Source organism: Candidatus Defluviibacterium haderslevense (assembly GCA_016712225.1).
GTDB lineage: Bacteria > Bacteroidota > Bacteroidia > Chitinophagales > Saprospiraceae > Vicinibacter > Vicinibacter haderslevensis.
In genome coordinates this window covers 4,735,752-4,757,980 of the sequence record JADJRL010000003.1, presented here as the reverse complement: position 1 = coordinate 4,757,980, position 22,229 = coordinate 4,735,752, and the positions used below count along the sequence as shown (strand labels likewise).

Genomic DNA, 22,229 nt, shown 5'->3' with positions numbered 1-22,229 from the left:
TTGAGTCTATTTGAGATACTTCTCCAACAAGGCATCTTGCAATAAATGATTATAGTCAATATTTTTTTGACTCACTTTTACACTTCCCCACAAATTCTTAATTACTGGATGTAATTCAGTAGTACTTTTTTTACTTGTCGCTGTAATAGTTTTTAAATATTCTTCAACGATATTTGAAATGCTTCTACCTTGTTTCTTAGCATATAATTTAGCTTCTTCTATGACGCTTTCTTCAACAAGCAATGTTAATTTTGTGGACATACGTACTACTTATAAGACAAATATACGTACAATTTATTAATTAAAATAGATTTTGATTAAAAATTTAATGAATTGACGCTTTTTAAGGTTAAGAATTTCATTTCCTCACATGTGCAACATTTATATTTTTGACAATCAATAAGTTAGGCAAAAAATGCTGTCTTAAATGCATCATAGCAAGTAAAGAAAAAACTTACCAGCACCATACTAAGTAAATCCTGAACCCTCAGAGGAAGCCCTCCATTCAGCCCAGTCAGATCTTTGTCATGTCATTAAAAAAGGAAATAGATCGACTTTAGTATTAACTGCTAAAATCAATATAAAGACCTATTGGATACATTATTTAATCATTAATTAAAACAATTTTTATGAAGTCATTATTACAACAATTAAAACAAAAAACCAAGTTACATTTTTACTATTCACTCAGGCATTCAAGGTTCTTACTGCTTTTTATCGCACTTATGTTCTTTAATGTAATCGTTACAAAGTCACAATCCGTGGTTTTTAAATATATAACCCCAAGAGCCAGTCCATATCAATACGTTTCTGACACCGTTTTTTACATCATTAGTCAGCCAGGTGGTGTATGTGGTCAACCGGAACTAATAGTTCCTTCTGGAATAGATCATGTCGATTATAAAGGATTATTAGCAAAGGCTAAACTTTCTAACGGTGCCAAGCGATTTAGAGCTGAAGCTGGCAAAACTTTGGAGATCACTGTGGAATTTCATTATTCCAAATATTTTTCCAATACTCCAAGGCCAAGTGGGACCGCCCAAGATTGGATTAATGCAGGTTCTGAAACTGAAAGTGCAACTTTTTTTACAGGAGCTAAAGTTATTCAGGATTGGAAAGAGGATAGGAATAGTAATATTTTTACAAAAAAGTATGGTGTAACATTTACCAAAGGATCCTATTTAGGATATGTAAGATTGCCTTTAGAAGGATGGCTATGGCAACCACCACAAGGTAACCTTTATTTTTACACAAACCCAATTCTTATTCCAACCATCGTTTCAGGACAGTTGGACGAACCAGTTGCCATTCTCGGTAAAGCCATTCAACCCATGGTACCTTATATGGTATTGCATGCTCCTCCTGGTGATGGAAGCTCATCAGAAACAGCTGAGACCAAAACCTCCTGCCGAGAATTTTCAACTACTTTAGAAACAGAATCCGTACACAACGCCGATGTAGCGGTTAAAATAGGTATTGCTGGATCAGCAGGTTTGTTTGTTACTACTGATTTTGAGTTTTCGGTGACATTTAGTGCTAAGCTCACAGCCGGTGATCTAGCTATTAAAAGCAATGCCAATCAGACTTGCGTTACGATGACCAAAGGCTTTTCTACCGGTGCCATGATCGGTCTTAAAGGAAGTGGAGATGTATTTATGGGCTATGGTACTGACCTCGATTATGGTATTTACAGAATAATTAGACAGGATGCTAAAACCTGTTTAACCTCTTTAGATTCTGGATTAGTTTACGCTCCGTCAAGCAATGCACGAACTTTCTTCATGACTGAGGAACAACTCTTAGATGATATAGCCTATCAGAGATCTGTATCAGCAAGAACAGACACCACCGTTAAGGCCAGAAATCTAGCAGCTAATCAAGCAGATGTTTGGGAGAAAATTTTAGCCATGAACAAAGCAAATAAGGACAATCCATCTAACTCTCTAATTAAAAATATTACATTTGGCAAAGGGGTTACTATTACAGAAGAATCAGGAATAACCGTAGTTAACACAAACACGCTAGATGTTCAAAATTATCTTGAGGCTTCAGTGGGTATAGCTGCCCTAGTTGAAGTAGCTGGTTCAGGTGTTTCAGGTGGATACGAATACACGAACAAACATAGATATGGCAATACAACCACTAATTCTCAGGAAACTCAGAAGATGGTAAAATATACCCTTACTGATGATGATGCTGGTGATAAATTTGATGTTAAAATCGTAAGAGACCCTATGTTTGGCACACCAGTGTTCCGTCTAGAATCTTCGACAAAAAGTTCATGCCCTTATCAAGGTGGCTATCAACGAGATCAACCTAAATTGAAACATGACGGCACAACTAATGACCGTATAACTTCATTAAAAAATCCAATTGGATCTTCTGCAACATTTAAATTAGATATTTGCAATGAATCTAATGAGGCCCGAAGCTATAATTTAAAACTAAATGCGACATCGAATCTAAATGGTGCAGTAGTTTCAGCTTCTGGAGTGCCTTTGAATGGAAATGACTTAGGGCAAACGTATTTGGTTCCTGCGAATTCTTGCTTACAAGACTTAATCGTCGAAGTAAAACAACTCTCTGCAAATAGTCCGCTTTCTTATCCAAATCTTGAGCTATTTCTTTATAGTGAATGCGAACCAGACATTCAGTCTAGTGTTTTTGCTTCCATTTATTTTGGAAATGCAACAGCAGTTGAAAATGAAACCAACAATGATTTGCTAAAAGTTTATCCAAATCCTTCATCCGGAAAATTAAATATTAGTTTTGGATCAGATAAAAATATTGAATTTATAAACATCATGGATATGTCAGGAAAGACAATTTTACATGCACCAATTATAGATTCAAAGTCAATTCATGAAATTGATTTATCAGGTCTAGCCAAAGGAGTCTATGTATTACAAGTTCAGTCAAATGGAAAACGACAAACTAAAAAATTAATACTTGAATAATAGTAATTTATTTTAATTGACTTCAATAAATTAACGGAGATATGCTTCTATCCATAGTAATATGGATAGAGCATATTTCAAATTTAAATAAAAAAGTTTATCCCATGTTGGCGCAAGTTTCCCGACGCTTCGGTCGGGACAAGTGCAACTTGTGCCCAACGAAATCATTGATGGCAAGTTTTCCAACGCTTCGGTCGGGACAAATGCAACCTATGTCTTAGGAAATTCCAACTGCTGGCGCAAGTTTGCAACTTGTGCCCAAAGAAATCATTAATGAGAAGTTTTAAAATTGTGCCTTACGAGTAAAGAATACAATATGTTTATTTTACAAATATTTTAATAGGAGCGGTAAATCTCATATCATAAATAGAAATAAAATAAATTCCTGAAGATAAGGGATGGTTTATTTGAATTTGATTTTCCGTATTAATGATGCCACGCCTGATTTCAGCTCCAAGATAATTATGCAATAAGTATTGCTTTCCAATTAGATTCAGATTATGGAATTGGAAGTACATCGATTGATTTGCAGTATTGGTATACAAATAGTAAGGATTGCCTTCCTTTGTTAATGTAGCATTTACTAATGAACACTGTGTAAGTATTAAATTTTGATGAATCTCTAAATAGCTTAATATCGATTTTGCCAATGCTTCCCCGAATACTTTTCTGGTTGTATAATTTTCACGGACATTCGTGTAGTTGCATTCTATTTGTAAACCATCAACCGTATTCCCTGCAAGATTGCTCGTATAGTTTTGTGTATTATAACCGCCATCGAAATAAGGATTGGAACCTGGAGTAGGTGTTGCAAAGCTTGGAACAGATGGATAGCCTGCATTTGTCAGTAAGGAGCCTAAGGCAAATTGACCTCGGATTAATTCTGCATGACTGAATCCATTGATATTTTTCGAAACAAGATTTCGTATAGAACTGGAATTGATATAACTTGTCGAATTGAGCAAACTATCCGTTTGGTCTAACTGCTTTGCCGTCAGGGAATAACCTAATTCAAGTTGTTGAATAGCATGCCCATGACCATGTAGGTCAATAAATAATGCTTTTCCCTGATATTCCTGTTGTGCTAAAAATTCTGCTGTGTCAATGAATTTATGAAATTCCATCCATGCATTTTCAGCTTCAAGATTACTACAAGCACCATCATCAAGGTTTCGATTACAATCGAGTTTAGTGCGTTTTAAATGACAGAATATAACATGTGCGTGGCATCCGGTTAAATGGTATAAACTACTGTCAATCTGGCGACCTAGCTCTATGGTGTAGGCATCTGTAACGGTTGTAGGATTATTACAGGTGCGGTCCGGGATGTTCGCTGGTGCAATATTTCCGCCGTGTGGGATAGAAATAATGATGGGTAATCGACCTCTCTGGTAAGCAGTGAAATTATTTTTTCCATAGATAATTTGTGCTTGTGAAAAGACAGGAAGTAAAATGCTTGCCCAAAGAATATTTCGTAAGTTTATCATATTTGGATCTAATTAAGTTTTTTAGAGTACAGGAAATTGAATTACGAATAAAAATGTCAATTAAAACGGACAAGTTTGTCTTCATGTTTTGGTTTTGCCTTTTGATGTAAAAATAAATGTTTTTAAGTGATTGCGCATTTTTAATGAGTGAAAAACTTCTTTGTTGATTGTTATTAGAGTTTCTTAAATATTCTATTTTATTCAATGGTATTATATAGGACTTGAATGCTTAATTCCTCTTACTTATGCAATCCTGATAGCAGGAATATTATTTCTGATTTCAAGTTTGTGTTCCGTTTCTTAGGATTTGATGATTTCAAGCTTTTTGGATGATAGCTTGAGTTAATTAGTGTCATAGAGAATTAGTATCTTTTTTATTCTATCTTTGTAAGGAATTTGTGATAATTGAATTTGCATTATTAGGGACTTTGAACACTTTAATTGGTACCTTAATCGTTCTTTTTATAGGTTTAATAGACGCTTTGTAAAAAATAAATATAATGTTAAGAAAAATTTTAAAAGTATTAGCCATTGCTTTCATTTTGATTCAATTTATCCAGATCGATAAAACATCCAAAAGCGATGAGACTTTTCATATGAGCACCAAATATAATATGCCTGAGGAAGTATCGACCCTCTTAAAAAATGCTTGTTACAATTGCCATTCCAATGTTGTTACATATCCTTGGTATAGTTATGTTCAACCAGTTGGGTGGTGGCTTAATAACCACATTTCAGAAGCCAGACGAGGTCTCAATTTTTCAACATTTACAAATGGTTCCATTGCCCGGCAAAACCATAAATTTGAAGAAATTTTAGAAGAAGTCAAAGAAGGGGAGATGCCATTGAAATCATATACTTATTTTGGCCTACATCCTGAAGCTAAATTGACTGATGCCCAGAGAGGAGTGATTACATCATGGGCACAATTACAAATGAATTTGATTGCAGAACAATATCCTGCTGACAGTCTGGTGCTGAAAAAGAGAATTAAATAATTTAATTACCTTAGTTTTTATCATTTTACTCCAATCGTTTTGATGGATGTAAAAGGGCAATACCGGTATATACGCTCTGACGCAGTCCAATCCGTAAAAAAACAAAGCATTGTTGTAAAATAAAAAATATAAATACTAAAAGTGGGCTTGTCATTCCTGAGCTGGATTCCAAAGTAATATACAACCATAATAGCATGAAGTGTATAAAGATCAGGAGTACTAATATCAATATAGTTTTTGTTTTGTTTTTAATTAAAATATTCCATCCATATTTTAGACTTTGAAAAATAGAAACATCTTGATCTAGTTTAATGACTCGGCTTGATATCGACCATGCAAATAATACAGCCATACCTTTGATCCAAATAATGATGATCAATGCAATCAACCACAAAGCATATTTTTCCGATGAGAAATACCTGATGCATGCTTCAAGTTTTAGGGCTAATGGAAAAAATACCAAGCTTGTCCATATAGCGGCAATGGTCAAATAGATGATAGCCATTTTAAGAAAGAAGAAATAATAAGTGGAGGCTTTATTATAGACTTGCTTGACTGTGAGTTGTTCCTTTTGTGTGGCTGCAAAAACCATCCCTCCATCGAGGAATATGCTTATCAATAACCAAATGAGTATAAGATATTTTAATTGATTAAATAGGTTTGTTATCGACGGCCAATGTGTATTCAGAAAATCATTAATAATGGTATGGTCATAATGTAATATCAATTTCCTAAAATCTAAGGAGTAAGAAAAACGATCTTGAAGTATATCATGATATTGTATACCGAGAAATAATGCCACCGCCAATTGAATGAAATAAACCCAAATCAAAATCCGCCATTGCTTCATGGCTCTATTAATTGATTTTAAAATTAGTTCTATCATGATTTAAAATAAGAAGCTTAGCGTTTGGAATAAGTTCTGTATCCAAAACATAAATTTAGTTGTAAATTTCCATAAAGTAACAGGGTCATTCTTTATGCTAAGACTATTATTGTTGAGATTGATGTCTAATAGATTTTTTTGATCGGGATCAATTTGTGCAGAAAGTACTTTTGTAGTTCCTGTGAATTCTAAAACATTCATTCCTTCAATACCGGACCAATTAATTTTTTTTGATGTGCCATCTTCAAAGTTTATCTGAATTTCAACCGGGAATATCCAATCGCCTAATCTTTCAATTGTAACTTTGGATCGAATTGTATTTTTTTGGATTTGTTTATTGGTCTGATCTAATTTCTTATCCAATAATCCAAAGGGTTCTAAAATAGCTTCATTAGAAATTTGTGTAACTGCATAATCTAATACATGAGCTTGATATATACTTTGTTGAAAGAAAGAATACATTTGGTTTGCAAGACTTGAGTCGACTTCTTGGTCTAATGAAGATTTTAGAACAGCCATAAGATCATGACCTCGAGGATGTTTAAACTTCCATTGTTCAAAGTAGTTTTTAATGAATCGATCCATTTTTATTTCACCAATAAAATGTTCCAAAGTGTGTAATGTAGTTGCTGTTTTACTATAGATGAGTGATTTGCGATTAGATTCAGTGAACAACCAGGCAGGTCTGGCTACTATCCCTTCTCTATGATTTTTCATTCTGGTATATTCTAATCTACTTAATTCTTGATTGTCCAGTCTTATACCAAAATAATCTATTAATGATTTTTTTTCTCCAAATGCTGCATCTATAATCCGATCTTCAAAATAAGTTGCAAAGCCTTCGTCTAACCAGGGTTCTTCTTTTTCATTTGAAGCTACCATCCCCATAAAATATTGATGAACGAATTCATGAACTAATAGAGATTCAACAGTTCTGATCCCTAGAGGCATACCATAAAAAGATCCTGTTGTGATCAGGGTAGGGTACTCCATTAAACCTGATTGTAATGCATGAAAAGGAGGACATACTACGCTGATGCTTGGATAGGGATAACTTCCCACATGTTGATGTAAATAGTCCAATGCGAATTTCAAAATATATATAAACCGATCTCGTTGATTTAAATAATCATCAGGAAGAACCAAGTTAATTTGGACATCCTGCCAACGATCTACAGTAATTTTACAATCTGTATTTATTGCCCATGTAAAGTCAATGACATCTTCTGCATGATAGGTTCTGGTCACCTTATGATCATCATTTGCCGATTCATTGATTAAGCATCCTGAGGCCACCATTTTAAATTTATTATCTGTAGTGATGTTTACATCATAGACACCAAAGTCTGCATAAAATTCAGTAGATCTAAAGAATTGATGACAATTCCAGGCCCAATCACTCGCATTGTTTTTTTCAAAAACACCCAATTGAGGAAACCAATGACAAAACAAGTAGAACGCTTTACTATACCCTGAACGGGCTATTGTTTTAGGCATTTTTGCGGACCACTCCAACTGTAATACGATCGAATCATTTGGAAGAAGTGGTTTGGCTAAAAATACTTGCAATACAGTTTGGTCATCTGGATTGTTATCGTCTGGTGAAATATATTTTAATGTAGGACTCAAATCACTCACTGCGCCCCTATATGTGCTACTTATTTTTTGTACGTCAATCCAGCCCCATTCATCTATTGGTTTATTAGCAAAGGATTGTCCAAAAATAGCCGAAGTACCTTTTAAAAAACTGGAATTGGAATTTTTAAAGGCATTGAGGTACATGTAAAATCGCAGATCATTAATTTCAACTGAGCCTTGATTGATGTAGCGGATAGTCTGTGTAGATTGTATCATTTTAGTGCTGTCGTTGAGCTCCACATCGATTTGATAATGTGTTGGTCTTGAACTTAATGCCTTATTAAAATATGGATTGCATTGCCCAACTAACAATTGCTGGTGCATAAATAAATATAAACTGAATAAATAGAGGCAATAACGAATTGACATATTTTATTGGATCCAACTAAATGTAAAGATAAGCTGATTTGATTACTTAAAGACTTTGATATTTATAAAATTATAATATCTATTCAAGTTGCTATTATATAGGAATAATCTAATTATACGAAGTTGTAATAAGCACAACATTACGTATTTCAATTATTTTAACAGCGCTCTTTCATAGGTGCTTCAAATGCATTTACAGATTTTAGAAATAATAGCAGTTGCAATATTTCTTTGTCTTGCAACAAATGATGAGGATTAATGAGAAATTTGAAAAATGATAATCATACCAATTAACGAATGATCATAACATCTCCGGTATATATCTTTTGATCAGTTCCAGGTAATTTGGTACTTATATAGTATACATATGTGCCGGGATTTACTTGACTACCTTTGAATGTTCCATCCCAACCATGGTGATTTTCAATTGTGGTATTTTGCTCCAAATACAAAGTAGCACCCCATCTGTCAAAAATAGCAAATTGTTGGATTTCCAGATTTGGATTCTTTGCTATAATTTTTAATATGTCATTTACCTGATCCCCATTAGGAGAAAAAATATTTGGAATAAAAACATCATCATCAATTTCAACTATAATCGTTATCGTAGCACTAATGCTACAACCTGAAGTATCTGTCAGTATTATGTTGTAGGTCGTAGTTTCTGTTGGACTCGCAATGGGGTTCAAGCAGTTTGAACAACTTAGTGTATTATTTGGAGACCAATCTATTTTATAGGGAATAAAATTAGTCTTTAAATCTATGAGTACTTGACCTCCGGGAATGATTGATAAGGTTGTGGTGTAGCTTAGTTTGGGATTGAAGAAATCTAAGTCTATATTTATTATTGAATCACAACCAGTTGATGAACCATTCTTAATGTTTTCTACACCTTTTGGATGATTAATGTCATAGACCTTTCCATTAATAAATTTTGTTTCCTCCTTACACAATCTTTCTTGAATGAATGAGTATCCATTTTTTATTAGTTTGAGATTTATATTCAATATACTATCACAACCACCGTTTGCACCCCCTTTGATGGTGTCTATTCCCGTTAATTTGTATTTATGATAATATTGATTATGAATCAGAATGCTGTCAGATTCACATAGGGCTTGATTAATAGAAGTGGTAACTGCATTTTTAAATATTAAATCTACGTCTACCAAGCTATCGCATCCATTTACAGAGGCGTTTTTTAATATTTCGGTGCCTTTCGGATTTAGTTTATTATATATTGTATTGTTTATGTTTATAGATTGATTGTCACATAAATTTTGTTTATATGAAGAGATAGGGGTGGGGTAGAATTGTATTTGAATGTCAATTAAACTATCACATCCGTTGCTTGCGCCGTTAGCTAAAGACTTCTGTAATTGAGGATTGTTTTTATTAAATATATTGCCATTAATAATTATAGAATCTTGCTCACATATTATATTTCGATATTGAAAAGTATGGGGTTTGTTAAGCGTAATCATTATAGTTACAATACTGTCACATTTATTTTGATCAGCACTAGCTAAAGTATCAATTCCGGTAAGTGTAGTTTCATTATATGTTTTTCCATGAATTTGGATGCTTGTGCCTTCGCATAAGGTAGTATTGTATGTAGAACGACTTGAATTAAAAAATTTAAGATCAATATTTATAATACTATCACAACCATTGGCTGAGCCATTTTTAATAACTTCTTGGCCTTGAGGTTTCTTAATATCATATCGAACATTATTGATAATAATAAATTCCCGTTCACATAGTTGTGTTGTGTTTTGTGTAATATTTTCAGGTAAAAAATCAAGATGTATGTCTATGATTGAATCGCATTGTTGAATGGATTGTTTCTGTAATATTTCTTTTCCTATTGGATGATTAATATCATATCTCGCATTATTGATTACATAAAATTCATCGCTGCATAGATTTTTTTGGATGAATGTAGAATTCACACTGGAATCAATTTTAATAGAAATATTGGTCTCGTCAGCGCACAACCCCATAGCTGAACCATAAATAAATAGGTTTTGACTTGATCTTATTGTATCTCCTGGAAGATAATGAATTCCTGTTCCAGTTGGTCCAGTATAATAGGAACATGATCCGTTAGTATTTTTGCCTTGGATGGTTGGCAGTACCAGATAATCACAACTTTGAATGTTGCTGGGCATCTGGATATCAATGGATGGAAGAATCTGAATGGAAATAAGTGAAGAATCTTTTGGACAAATGATGCCATCACCTACTTCATATTTGATATCGAAACGTCCTGGTCCCGATATGTTGGAGTCCCATATATTTTGATTGAGGGAGTTGGTATTTTTCAAATCATTAAATGTGCCTCCAATATCAGCATTACGCAATAAATTGCTTAAATTAATGAGTGATGTTTCACAAAAAGTATTCAATGTGTCTAATCCAGCTGATACCGTCCTTACAACTGAAATATTTATTTCTGAAGAATCAGAGGGACAAAGTCCGGTTCCATTGAGTTTGTAGAAAAATTGAAAACTTTTTCCATTTTGACCTGATGAATTGAATGCCGAATTATTTAATGTTCCACTGGTTTTTAATTCATAGAATTGACCTCCACTTTGAGCCTTGAGTAGTAGTTGTTTTAAATCTACAATACTCCCTTCACAGATTGACAACATATGGTCCTGTCCGGCATCAACTGGTTGATTGATGATAATGTCAAAACTGTCTAAATAAATACACTGACCATTTTGATCATAAGGATATAATGTGATGGAAGTTTTGATGGTATCACCTTCAAAAATTTGTGTTCCGTTTCGATTTGGGCCCGTATAATAGGATGCATTTGATGTTAAATTGATCCCACTTAATTTTGGCACTATATAATTTCCGCATAAGGTGGTATCGTTTGGATTGTTTATAATTGGGCCTTGTACAGTTTTTAAAATGATAGGTACAGCTATTGATGTGCAAGATCCATCCAAAGTAAATCCATACACAGTATCACCAAAAGTATATACTTTTCTTCCAATCAATTTATTTAACAAGCTGTCTTCCGCAAATCCCACAAATAATCCGCTGCCTTCATTAACCTGATCGGTAATGGTTGATAAATCAAATATGGCTTGTCCAGAGCTATCTGCACAAAGCGTCAAAGTTACAGATTTCGCTTTAGGCCTAGCTACAGCTTCTAATACGATGGTGATGTAAGGCGAAATGCAATTTCCATTTTGTGCAAAGGCATATATGGTATCAAGTTTATTTATAACTATGGGTGGATTTATTTTAGTCATCCCAAGCGTATCCTCATACCAACTAATATGAATGCTGGTGTCATTCTGACTTAACAGATCTTGAATGTTTTTTAAATCAAAACGTGCATTGCCAAAACCATCATCACATAATTTATCGCTAACAAAAGGAATGGATGATAATTTGATTACTTTTAAAATGACTCTAACAGGATTGGATTCACATTTTGTGTCTGTTGTTGTTGCGTAGATTGTTATAGAGCCTGTTAGAAAAGGCGGGTTGATGATGTTGGTTAAAAAACTATCATCATAAAAGATTACTTTAAGTCCCGGTTTATTACCTGTGATTTTATTGATTAAATTAGTGAGTTGAAAATTGGCTTTTCCGGTTCCGTCATCACACAATGAATCCTTAGCAGTAAATGCGATCAATATTGGAAGAACCGTTAATTTAATATCTACAGGTTGGGACTCACATTTATCATTGCATGTGGTTGCATAAATGGTCGTTGTTGTAGTTTGATATGGTGATGTTACGGGTATTGTTTTATTTTTATCTAGCCAAAATTTTACTTTATTCGTAGGATTGCCTCCTGTGATATTATTTTCTAAAGCAGTTAAATCAAAAATACCGATTCCGTTACCGTCATCACATACTTCACTCATAGAAGCCTTTGCAATAGGCATTGGAAGAATGATAAGTTTAACAGGAACTAAAGGTGATTTACAAGTTCCATCAATTACCCTTGCATAAATAGTTCCGGCATTTGATGTATATGGAGAAAAAATCTTCATGGTTCCAGCCATATCTTTAAACCATTCTACAGAACCAGAACCTATCCCAATTATTTCCGATTCGGCATCTGACAAAGTAAAAATTCCATTGCCATTTCCAAGATCGCAAGCTTCTAGTTTTGACGGAAAAGCTTTAGGGCATTTGACAGTAACCTCGAATCGTTCTGTAAAAATTTCATCACAACAAGCAGGATTTGGTTTAGGATTGACGATACCTACAATTTCATATGTTTTATCACACCATTCGGGTGGTATTTTATAAGTAAACGGATCAATGGTGCTGATGGCTGGGGTATATCCAGGAGGAGAATTAGCGATTGCAGAGCATCCATTATTCGAGACACCTCCTGCCCAACTATCTCCATTTCCCAACATAGCAGGATCATCTGTACTATAAGTTACAGTTTCTCCGCAAGAACATCCTGTTATTGTAAATCCTTGCGTTCTATTGCCAGTAGATGTCGAGTTAGAAAATCCACCTATTGATCTACTACAACTACTTTTACTAACAAATACTTTTAAATCGAATCCACAAACAGCAGAAAAGTCATAATTCGTACTTGCATTAGCACTTGTAAAAACGATCCATATAGCGTTAGCTGGTAAATTGTAGCCACTTCCAACTGCGGTCGCCATACAACCGCCTACAAGACCTGCATTACCGCTCACTATGGAACAACCGGAACCAATATTACCATTTCCAGCTCCGACATTGTTGTTAGCATCAAAATTAAAATTGAAATTACTGGTATTGAAACCGCTTCCGGTCCACATGATTATAAATTCATTGTCTTGTTCCGTTCCACAGGCATCAATCATAAAACCCAATAGGGATGGACATATTCGACAAGGTGGTCCCGGAGTTGTAATATTAGCGCTACCTATTTTTGTTCCTTCACCATTGTAAGGATTAAATCCGGCATTGTCACTATAATAATATTCTATTTTACCATTATTGGGAAGATCGCCGCCCATTAATGTCACAGTAAATGTTTCTCCTTCACACATTGTACATGATGGAGTGCAACTTGGGTTTATTGTAGTTTTAGTAATCTCAGGACATTGAGCCCAACTAATGAAAGTAAAACCAGTACATAGTACTAAAATCAGGATGAAATGTTTCAAAATTTCATGAATTGTAAACCAAAGATACATGATTTGTTTTGATCTGCTGTAAACTAAATATTAAGATATTTTATATCGATTCTAGTCAGATTTAATAAATGTAACCACCCATTGAATGATTAAGTTGGCTGAATTTATTGCGTTGAGCCTTATTTTCAGAGCTTGTTTTGTTAGAAGTAACGTTGCTTCATGACTCGTTTTGGATAATAAAAAGTTTTAACTATTGGGTTTAATTTTCTGTTTAATAATTGCATAACCCTGATACACTAAAAATTACTTCATTCAATATCAATATTATATATATTATAATTATATATTTAATAAAAAGGCATTAATTTCGCGCTTAATTAAAGAAGTAAATATTATGCAGCATCTGAGTGAACAAGAAATAATTCGCCGACAATACCGAGAAGAACTTTATGCTATGGGAATTAACCCTTACCCTGCAGAAATGTTTGTTATCAATACGACAGCAAAAACCATTAAGGAAAGATTTGAAGAATTCCCGGATGAATTTAAGGAAATTAGTATTGCAGGTCGGATGATGATGATTCGGAACATGGGAAAGGCTTCTTTTGCTGAAATTCAAGATAGTACAGGAAGAATTCAACTTTATATTGGGAGGGATTTAATATGTCCCGGAGAGAATAAGGATTTATACAATGTGGTTTTAAAACGACTTACAGATATTGGTGATTTTATTGGGGTAAAAGGTTATGGTTTCAAAACACAAACTGGAGAGATATCTGTGCATGTAGCCGAATTTTATTTTTTGTCAAAGTCTTTACATCCATTGCCCATCGTTAAGGTAGATGCTGACGGAAAAACACATGATGCATTCACGGATCCGGAACAACGCTATCGAAAGAGATATGTGGACTTAATAGTAAACCCTCATGTCAAAGAAATTTTTACTAAACGAAGCCGAATTATTAATGAAATGAGGCGTTATTTTGATCAACAAGGTTGGCTTGAAGTGGAGACACCTGTGCTTCAGAGTATTCATGGTGGCGCTGCTGCAAGACCATTTAAAACACATCACAATGCTCTGGATATGCCTTTGTTCCTTAGAATTGCCAATGAACTCTATTTGAAAAGACTTATTGTTGGAGGTTTTGATGGGGTGTATGAATTTGGAAAAATGTTTAGAAATGAAGGTATGGACAGAACCCATAATCCTGAGTTCACTTCTATGGAAATTTATGTTGCCTATAAGGATTATATATGGATGATGGAGATGGTGGAAATGATGTTAGAGCAGGTTGTTATTACAGTTAATGGAAGTACACAGACCAAAGTTGGACAAAATGATATTGATTTTAAAAAACCATATCTTCGGTTGACCATGTATGATGCCATATTGAAATATGCAGGAATTGATGTTGAACACCAATCTGAAGCAGACCTAAAAGCATTTTGTAGATCTAAACATATTGCTATCGATGACACTATGGCTAAGGGTAAACTGATCGATGAGATCTTCGGAGCATGCGTAGAATCTAATTTAATTCAACCCACATATATCATCGATTATCCTATAGAGATGACCCCATTAGCTAAAAAACATAGATCGAAGCCCGGATTGGTAGAGCGCTTTGAATTATATGTGAATGGTAAAGAAATTGCTAATGCTTATTCTGAATTAAATGATCCTATTGATCAGCGGGAACGATTTGAGGACCAGTTGAAATTAGCATCACGTGGTGATGAAGAAGCTATGGCAATGGATGAAGACTTTTTACAAGCACTCGAATATGGTATGCCACCAACCTCAGGACTGGGAATTGGAATTGATCGATTGACTATGATGTTGACTGGACAAGAAGCAATCCAGGAGGTATTGTTGTTCCCCCAAATGAAACACGAACGCTTATAGTTTTATTAATTTGAACTAAATGAATTGGAAAAAGTAAGGGCTAATAAGAAATAATTGTTAAGATTAAAAATTTATTGACTTTTTTCTGACTCATTAATTATTAATTTCTTACATTTGCACTAAGGATGAACCCATTGTCATCTATCTTCACGAGGTAATTTAAATCGCCGAGTGATGATTTCTTATTGAGCGCCATTAACTATAATATTTTATATTTCGAGGTAAATAATAATCCAGTCAATTTTCTCATATTAGGGAATTATTTTTCCATTTCAGAAGTTGTACTAGAGGAAGGTTTATCGACTTTTATTCTTAAATCGAGACATATTTTTAAGGCAATCTTTATTTAAGAAGGGAAAGGTTTGTATTTGTTATTAATGTATTGTTAAAATACAGCTAACATATATAAATTTTTTCATATATTTGTACGTATTTATCCATGAACATTTAATTAGCTTATTCCATGCGAAACATTTTTAAATCCAAAAACACCAAAGAAGAAGAAAAGGCAAAAGAAAAAAAAGGCTTCTTCAAAGGACGTCAGAAAGATGAAGATCACGAAGTTGAAACAAAACCTCGTGCTGGTGAATTTTTAGAAAATGATGAAGATCTAGGTTACTGTTAAGGTATTTTAGTTATTTTCGAATTTTTAAATATTTTATTTAGAACATCTTTTTTCTGTTAAAATACAGTATCAAGGTACAAATGATACTGATAGTTGAAACCCACCACAGAAGGTACCCATAATGCCACTCTAGTTCAGGCATGAATTTAAAATTCATACCATAGACTCCTGTTAGAAATAATATTGGGATGGATATCGTAGAAATTACCGTTAACCACTTGATATCCTTGTTCATGTTAAGACTGGTCTGGTTTATTGCTAAGTCCTTAATACCATTCAATAATTCTCTTTGATTGTCTACGATTTCAGTGATATGTGTAATATGATCTTCTAGATCTCTAAAATAAATTAAGTTAGAAGTTTCGATACTTGAGCCTTCTAATTTTTTTATTTTTCCAATTTCCTCCCGTAGTGGATAAATAAATTTTCTAAACTTTAAAAGGTTGCTTCTGATTTTGTACACTCTGTTGATTAAATCTTCAGTATGCGCCAGATGGACTTTTTCCTCTAAATCTGTAATTTCAGCGTCAAAGGCATCTGTGACCAAAAAATAGCAATCCACTATATAATCTAATAAAGCATAAAATAGATAATCACACCGAAGTGTTCGCAATCTTGAGTGTTCTACCATTAATCTATTACGGATCGGCAAAAAGGTATCATCAGGATGCTCTTGAAAATCAACCAACCAATTTTTAGTAAAAAATATCGCAATTTGTTCTTGTTTCAATTGCTTTGCCTCAACGTCATAGTTTAAATTATTGATGATGGCAAATATACCCATATCATAAGGTTCAATTTTAGTCCTTTGGCTTGGATCTGCAATATCTTCAAGGACCAATTTATGGATCATGAAATGGTCTCCAATATCCTTAATTAATGCTACATCGTGAATCCCATGCACATCTATCCATAAGTTCGTATGAAGTGATTGGGGTTTGTTTAAGATATCATCTAGTTTGATATTTTTAACGATTTCAGTTTCGTATTCTAAACTAATGATCTCCGGATGCTCTAATTGCTTTTGACCAGTAAAAATGATGCTTCCAGGAGATAATCCTGCTTTTTTTCGCTTTGACATTGAACTATTTTGATGTAAAATTATATGATAATAACCATTCCGATGAAACTTATTAAAGGCTATTCATAATCATGAAAAGTAATTATTTAACATCATTGAAAATTTAATGTGTAACCAAATGATTTAATCATTTATCTAATGTTTATCCCGATATTAACTTTCTATACCCATCCTTATGTTTAACCTATTTCTTTGATGCAATAATGCACAACGCCTTGTTTTAGATATCAAACATTTCGCTGACACTATATCTGATCTTTTTTTTGATGAACTTAAAGCGGAATATTGCAATATTGAAGATATCAGCAATCCGATTGAACTTTCAACATAATGGTTACTTAAAATGTATTTAAAGACTCGATAATTGGACACTATTATTCAACCAGAAAGAGATACATTTGCCTAGAATTCTAGTCAAATTATGGGTTTTTGGAAAAATTTGTGGTCAAATAAACTTGGCGTTACACCGGATGTGCTTTTTGGTAGAAGCTATAATGGGATTTTGAGCCCACAGCAAACTCAGGCATGGAACCAAGCTACTAACTATTTTAACCAAGGTGAATTTAAGCGTAGCATTCAGTCTTTATTTGAATATTTAAATACAGCTCACCAAAATAATATTATAACCATTCAAAACTCAAATGTGCTTGAGTATGAATTGGTTCAGGGTTCTAAGGTTATTAAAATATTAGTAGATCATTTACAATTTTATTCGGAAGTTAAAATAGCCGTTTGTAAAGAATTGCATGTAGGTTTTATGCGAAAAGCATTAGAAACCAATTTCGATTTACAATACGCTCGTTACACATTGGATGAAGAGCAGCATTTGTGCTTGGTTTTTGACAGTCATCTTGAGGAAGCCTCGCCATATAAGATTTTTAATGGTTTAAAAGAAATGGCGTTATTAGCAGACGAACAAGATGATATTTTAATTAATGCCTTTGAACAGCTTGTTCCAATTAATGTAAACCATATTATTGATATCGACAAAGCACAAAAATCGATTAAATGGACATTTTTTAATCAAGTGATTGACATCATAACAGCAGAAGGTGTTTTAGGTACACTTAATAGAGATAGATTCCCTGGCGCATTGGTCTATATTTACTTAGATGCTATTTACAAATTGGATTATTTAATCAAGCCTGAGTCAAAAGTTGCAGAAATTATTAATCAAGCTCATCTCAACTATTTTGATAAACCTGATGAAAACGCACTAAGTAAAGTATATTCATTAGAATCTAAAATATTGGAATTTAAAGACATAAGTAAAGATGATTTTTACAAAGAATTGTATCATGTTACCCATACTTTTGAAATGAACTCATCGGTTCCCTTTGCAAGTATTTGTCAAATTTTTGATACTGAATTACAAGGCATCCTATGGTATGAAGAAAATAAGCATGATTTTGTAATATTCGCAATTTGTGGTTATTTGATTGGCTTTTGTCTTTATAATTATGCCTTGCCGCAGCCTGTAGCTGAGTTAAGCCATTTATATTATAGAATCGTTGAGCCTAAATATTTTTCAGATTTAGGATTTACAACTCCTTATAATAAGACAGATGATATTGCTAAATGGGAGTATCCAATTAAATCTGAAGTAAAAGCCATTTTAAAGCAGAATCAATCGAGATATCCACAAATGAACTTGGATGTCAAATTGGATTTTTCATCCAGACTCAAATTTTTTATCTCATATATAACACTTATTCGAAATCTAAATTTATAATCTTTGAAACAAATAATTGAAGCATATAAGGATGCCGTGATTCAGATAGCCACACCTTATTCTATAGGAACTGGATTCTATCTGGCCGAGCCTGATTTGATTGTAACGAATGAACACGTAGTAAAAGATAATAAAGAGGTCGTCATTGAAGGTAAAGGTGTGACAAGAATGACATGTCCCGTTATTTATTTAGATCCAATGTATGATCTGGCCTTTATAAAAGCTCCAAAAGTCCATCAGTTTTCGAATATTTATTTAAATCATCAAAAGTCAATCATAGAAGGGGACACCGTTTTAGCAGTTGGGCATCCCTTTGGGCTCAAATACACTGCCACTCAAGGTATCATATCTAATATAGCCCACAAAGAAAATGAGATAGATTATATACAACATGATGCAGCCCTTAATCCTGGTAATAGTGGGGGGCCATTGATTGATAATGAAGGTAAAGTCATAGGTGTAAATACCTTTATTATTCAAAATGGACAAAACATTGGATTCTCTTTACCGGTCAATTATTTGGATCAATGTATTCAGGAGTTTAAGAAACAACCCAATGCCTTAGGGGTACGGTGTATTTCTTGTGGTAATTTGGTCTTTGAACCCAATCCTGAATTGAAGTATTGCCCTTTTTGTGGCTCAGGGATTAAAATGATCAGTCAGATCGCGGATTATGAACCCAAAGGTATAAAAAGGGAGATCGAAGAGACCATATCGAATTTGGGATATTCCATAAATCTTACACGTAGAGGACCCAATAGTTGGGAAATCATCAATGGTTCTGCAAAAATTTTACTCAGTTATCATGAAGAATCTGGCATGATAGCTGGGGATGCATCGATATGTAGCTTGCCTAAAGAAAAAATAAAACCAATTTATACATTCCTCTTGCAACAAAATCACAAGTTGAGGGGTCTTAGCTTTGGAATCAATAATAATGACATCATTTTATCTATGATTTTATTTGATCAATACTTTAAACCTGAAATTGGACAGCTAACCATAAAAAATTTGTTTGAGTTAGCCAATATTTATGATGACCAATTAATTCATGAATTAGGGGCTTTGCCTCGTAAAAATTAAGATGTTATATATATGAATAAAATAAATGTATTGTAATATGATAAATTTAGGAACGTTTTTTGAAAGTAAAGCTATATATTTATGCTTTAGTAAACTAGTAGGTATGAAGCGATTGCTGTTAATAACATTATTATGTGGTCACATGGGCTTATTTGCTCAGGACATCCATTTTTCACAATTCTATATGTCTCCTTTGAATTTAAATCCCGCACTTACCGGGGTTATGAATTGCAAAATGCGAGTTGTAGCGAATTATAGAAATCAATGGGCTCCGATTCTGAAATCCAATTCATTTAACACCTATAATTTGTCATTCGACCAAAAGATTCCTGTTGGTAGATATGATTATTTTGGATTTGGTGGTACTTTCTGGGGTGATAAAGCAGGATCTTTAGACTTTGCAACCATTCAATTCAAATTGTCTGGATCTTACAGCAAGAGAATGGCTGGGTCCAGAACATCTTCTCATTATTTGGTATTTGGAGGTGAAGCGGGCCTTAACCAAAGAAGCGTAAACTTTCAAAATGCTATTTGGGGAACACAAATCACCTCAGCTGGCCCAAATCAAACAACTATTTCTGGTGAACCATTAGACATTGATCAGGGGTTCTTGTTTGCTGATATATCGGTAGGTCTATTGTGGTTTTCAGTTTTGGACAAAAAAAATAATTATTACATCGGTGGTGCATTCAGTCACTTGAATGAACCATTACAAAATCATTACAGAAAAGGAAATGGTTTCGTAGCCTCTCCGCTATATTCTAAATTAACAGTTCATGCAGGTGGTGACTTCGCAATAGATCGTAAGAATAGTATTCTTCCTGGTATAGTATCCTTTTTCCAGGGACCTCACTGGCAATTAAATGCGGGCACAAGTTTCAGATTTAACATGAGTAAGTCTAAATATGATGAACAAGCGTTCCAGCTTGGACTTTGGGCACGATTGGCTAATAAGGAATCATTCATTGAGCAGACAACAGATAAAAAAGGTGGTGTGCTCATGGATGCTTTAATCTTATCTACTAGATTTGACTATCATAAATACGGTATTGGCTTAAGTTATGATATTAATACTTCAAGACTGCGTAAAGCTAGCGGAGCGAATAATGCTTTCGAGTTATCATTTATCTATAATATTTGTAGTCCTGAACATAGAGGAATCTATTGTCCAAACTTCTAACCTTATAAAATAATCAATTTATTGATATGAAACACCTCAAATTTGGGGTGTTTTTTTTTGATCAAAAATAATTTACACCAATCTGAAAAAGAAATAGTAATTTTAAAGTTCTCAAAAAATAGTAAACCATGTTTGGAAATAAATCAAACGATAACAAAGAACAATCCAAAGGAATTCCAGGAATTCCTGGTCAGGGAGCATTGAATAGTCTTGTCGCTGGGACCACCGTTGAGGGTACCGTAACCGCAGAAAGTGACATCAGGATTGATGGATTTCTTAAAGGTACTTTAATCTGTAAAGGAAAAGTCATTATAGGCCCAAAAGGACAAATCGAAGGTGAAATCAAGGCTCAAAATGCAGTTATTGAAGGACAGTTTCGGGGCAGTATTTTTATCGAAGATTTGCTTCATATAAAAGAAACAGCAAATGTAGAAGGTGAGATTAATACAGATAAATTATCTGTGGCACCGGGAGCTAAATTTAATGTAGTCAGTAAAATGTCCTCTCAGATTTCAGCTCGTCCTTCAACACCGGTCCCAAAAAATGAAAACAACCTTAATTAATTTTTTCTTTTGCCCATGCTCCCAAATTCATCCAAAACCAATGCCTATTTGAAATATTCTGGATTGGCGTTTCAATTATTTGGAACTCTTGCAGTCGGAGCAATCTTAGGTAAATGGCTGGACCATAAATTTAATTTAAATAAGCCTTGGTGTACTGTAATTATTGAGGGCTTGTTGTTTGTGGCCTTGATGTTTTGGATTTATTTTGATCTAAATAAATCCAAAAAATGAAGTTTTATCAATTTACTTTATTTCTTTTTTTGTCAGCATTATTATCGTCTATCGTGCTAGGGTTATTTAATCCATCCGACCCCCGTTCATTGAATTTTTTGTTTGGCGTTGTAGGTTTTTTTACACTCTTTTGCTTGATTCTATTTATTGTTTCCAGTCGAATTAGAAATTCAAAAAATTTGTATTTATTTAGTCGTGTCTTTTTGGTTTCTGTTTTTTTTAAAATATTTCTATTCGTTGCCATCATAGTTGTTGCGATCCAAAAGTGGCATTTGATTAAACAGGAAATCATTTTGCCAAGCTTATTTATTTATCTAATATTTACCATTTATGAAACCTATTTCCTAATGAAAATGAGCAAGGTATATTAGATTAT

At 33.7% G+C, this 22,229-nt stretch carries 15 protein-coding genes; 9 read left to right on the top strand and 6 right to left on the bottom strand.

The annotated features are described in order from the left end of the window. Positions 1-6: 6 nt before the first annotated feature. A complete protein-coding gene (locus IPK88_18600; protein ID MBK8245443.1) occupies positions 7-261 on the bottom strand; it encodes a hypothetical protein in 255 nt (84 codons plus the stop codon). Between the two features lie 368 nt (positions 262-629). Here IPK88_18600 and IPK88_18595 point away from each other — a divergent pair, with 368 nt between their 5' ends. Next, entirely contained in the window at positions 630-2,957 is a 2,328-nt protein-coding gene (locus IPK88_18595; GenBank protein MBK8245442.1) for a T9SS type A sorting domain-containing protein, read from the top strand. 320 nt (positions 2,958-3,277) lie between these two features. On the opposite strand, the gene IPK88_18590 is transcribed toward IPK88_18595, so the two are convergent. Beyond that, positions 3,278-4,444 (bottom strand): hypothetical protein, encoded by a 1,167-nt coding sequence (locus IPK88_18590; protein MBK8245441.1) that lies wholly within the window; start codon positions 4,442-4,444, stop codon positions 3,278-3,280. A 500-nt stretch (positions 4,445-4,944) separates the two neighbouring features. On the opposite strand from IPK88_18590, the gene IPK88_18585 reads away from it, so the two are divergent. Then, complete coding sequence (locus IPK88_18585) at positions 4,945-5,442, top strand: heme-binding domain-containing protein (protein ID MBK8245440.1); 498 nt, start codon at positions 4,945-4,947, stop codon at positions 5,440-5,442. Between the two features lie 25 nt (positions 5,443-5,467). Here the strand turns inward: IPK88_18585 and IPK88_18580 are convergent, their stop codons facing one another. From IPK88_18580 to IPK88_18570, 3 genes are all read right to left on the bottom strand, one after another. Next, positions 5,468-6,328, bottom strand: a complete 861-nt coding sequence (locus IPK88_18580) for a hypothetical protein (GenBank protein MBK8245439.1) — start codon at positions 6,326-6,328, stop codon at positions 5,468-5,470. A 3-nt stretch (positions 6,329-6,331) separates the two neighbouring features. After that, the gene (locus IPK88_18575) at positions 6,332-8,290 is read right to left on the bottom strand and encodes a M1 family metallopeptidase (protein MBK8245438.1); all 1,959 of its coding nucleotides are present in this window, start codon (positions 8,288-8,290) and stop codon (positions 6,332-6,334) included. Positions 8,291-8,625: 335 nt separating this feature from the next. After that, on the bottom strand, positions 8,626-13,482 hold the full coding sequence (locus IPK88_18570; GenBank protein MBK8245437.1) for a gliding motility-associated C-terminal domain-containing protein: 4,857 nt from the start codon (positions 13,480-13,482) through the stop codon (positions 8,626-8,628). Positions 13,483-13,846: 364 nt separating this feature from the next. On the opposite strand from IPK88_18570, the gene lysS reads away from it, so the two are divergent. Both lysS and IPK88_18560 read left to right on the top strand, forming a co-directional pair. Then, positions 13,847-15,358: a lysine--tRNA ligase gene (lysS, locus tag IPK88_18565; protein ID MBK8245436.1), complete on the top strand. Its 1,512-nt coding sequence runs from the start codon at positions 13,847-13,849 to the stop codon at positions 15,356-15,358. A gap of 463 nt (positions 15,359-15,821) precedes the next feature. Then, positions 15,822-15,983, top strand: coding sequence for a hypothetical protein (locus IPK88_18560; protein MBK8245435.1), 162 nt, complete (start codon positions 15,822-15,824; stop codon positions 15,981-15,983). A 37-nt stretch (positions 15,984-16,020) separates the two neighbouring features. On the opposite strand, the gene corA is transcribed toward IPK88_18560, so the two are convergent. Next, positions 16,021-17,064, bottom strand: coding sequence for a magnesium/cobalt transporter CorA (gene corA / locus IPK88_18555; protein ID MBK8245434.1), 1,044 nt, complete (start codon positions 17,062-17,064; stop codon positions 16,021-16,023). Positions 17,065-17,485: 421 nt separating this feature from the next. On the opposite strand from corA, the gene IPK88_18550 reads away from it, so the two are divergent. The 5 genes from IPK88_18550 to IPK88_18530 all read left to right on the top strand — a co-directional run bounded on the left by IPK88_18550 (position 17,486) and on the right by IPK88_18530 (position 21,853). Beyond that, entirely contained in the window at positions 17,486-18,796 is a 1,311-nt protein-coding gene (locus IPK88_18550) for a hypothetical protein (protein MBK8245433.1), read from the top strand. A 3-nt stretch (positions 18,797-18,799) separates the two neighbouring features. Beyond that, complete coding sequence (locus IPK88_18545; protein MBK8245432.1) at positions 18,800-19,879, top strand: trypsin-like peptidase domain-containing protein; 1,080 nt, start codon at positions 18,800-18,802, stop codon at positions 19,877-19,879. Between the two features lie 103 nt (positions 19,880-19,982). Continuing rightward, the gene (locus IPK88_18540) at positions 19,983-21,059 is read left to right on the top strand and encodes a PorP/SprF family type IX secretion system membrane protein (protein ID MBK8245431.1); all 1,077 of its coding nucleotides are present in this window, start codon (positions 19,983-19,985) and stop codon (positions 21,057-21,059) included. A gap of 128 nt (positions 21,060-21,187) precedes the next feature. Beyond that, positions 21,188-21,622, top strand: a complete 435-nt coding sequence (locus tag IPK88_18535; GenBank protein ID MBK8245430.1) for a polymer-forming cytoskeletal protein — start codon at positions 21,188-21,190, stop codon at positions 21,620-21,622. A 15-nt stretch (positions 21,623-21,637) separates the two neighbouring features. Next, positions 21,638-21,853, top strand: coding sequence for an AtpZ/AtpI family protein (locus IPK88_18530; GenBank protein ID MBK8245429.1), 216 nt, complete (start codon positions 21,638-21,640; stop codon positions 21,851-21,853). Positions 21,854-22,229: the final 376 nt, after the last annotated feature.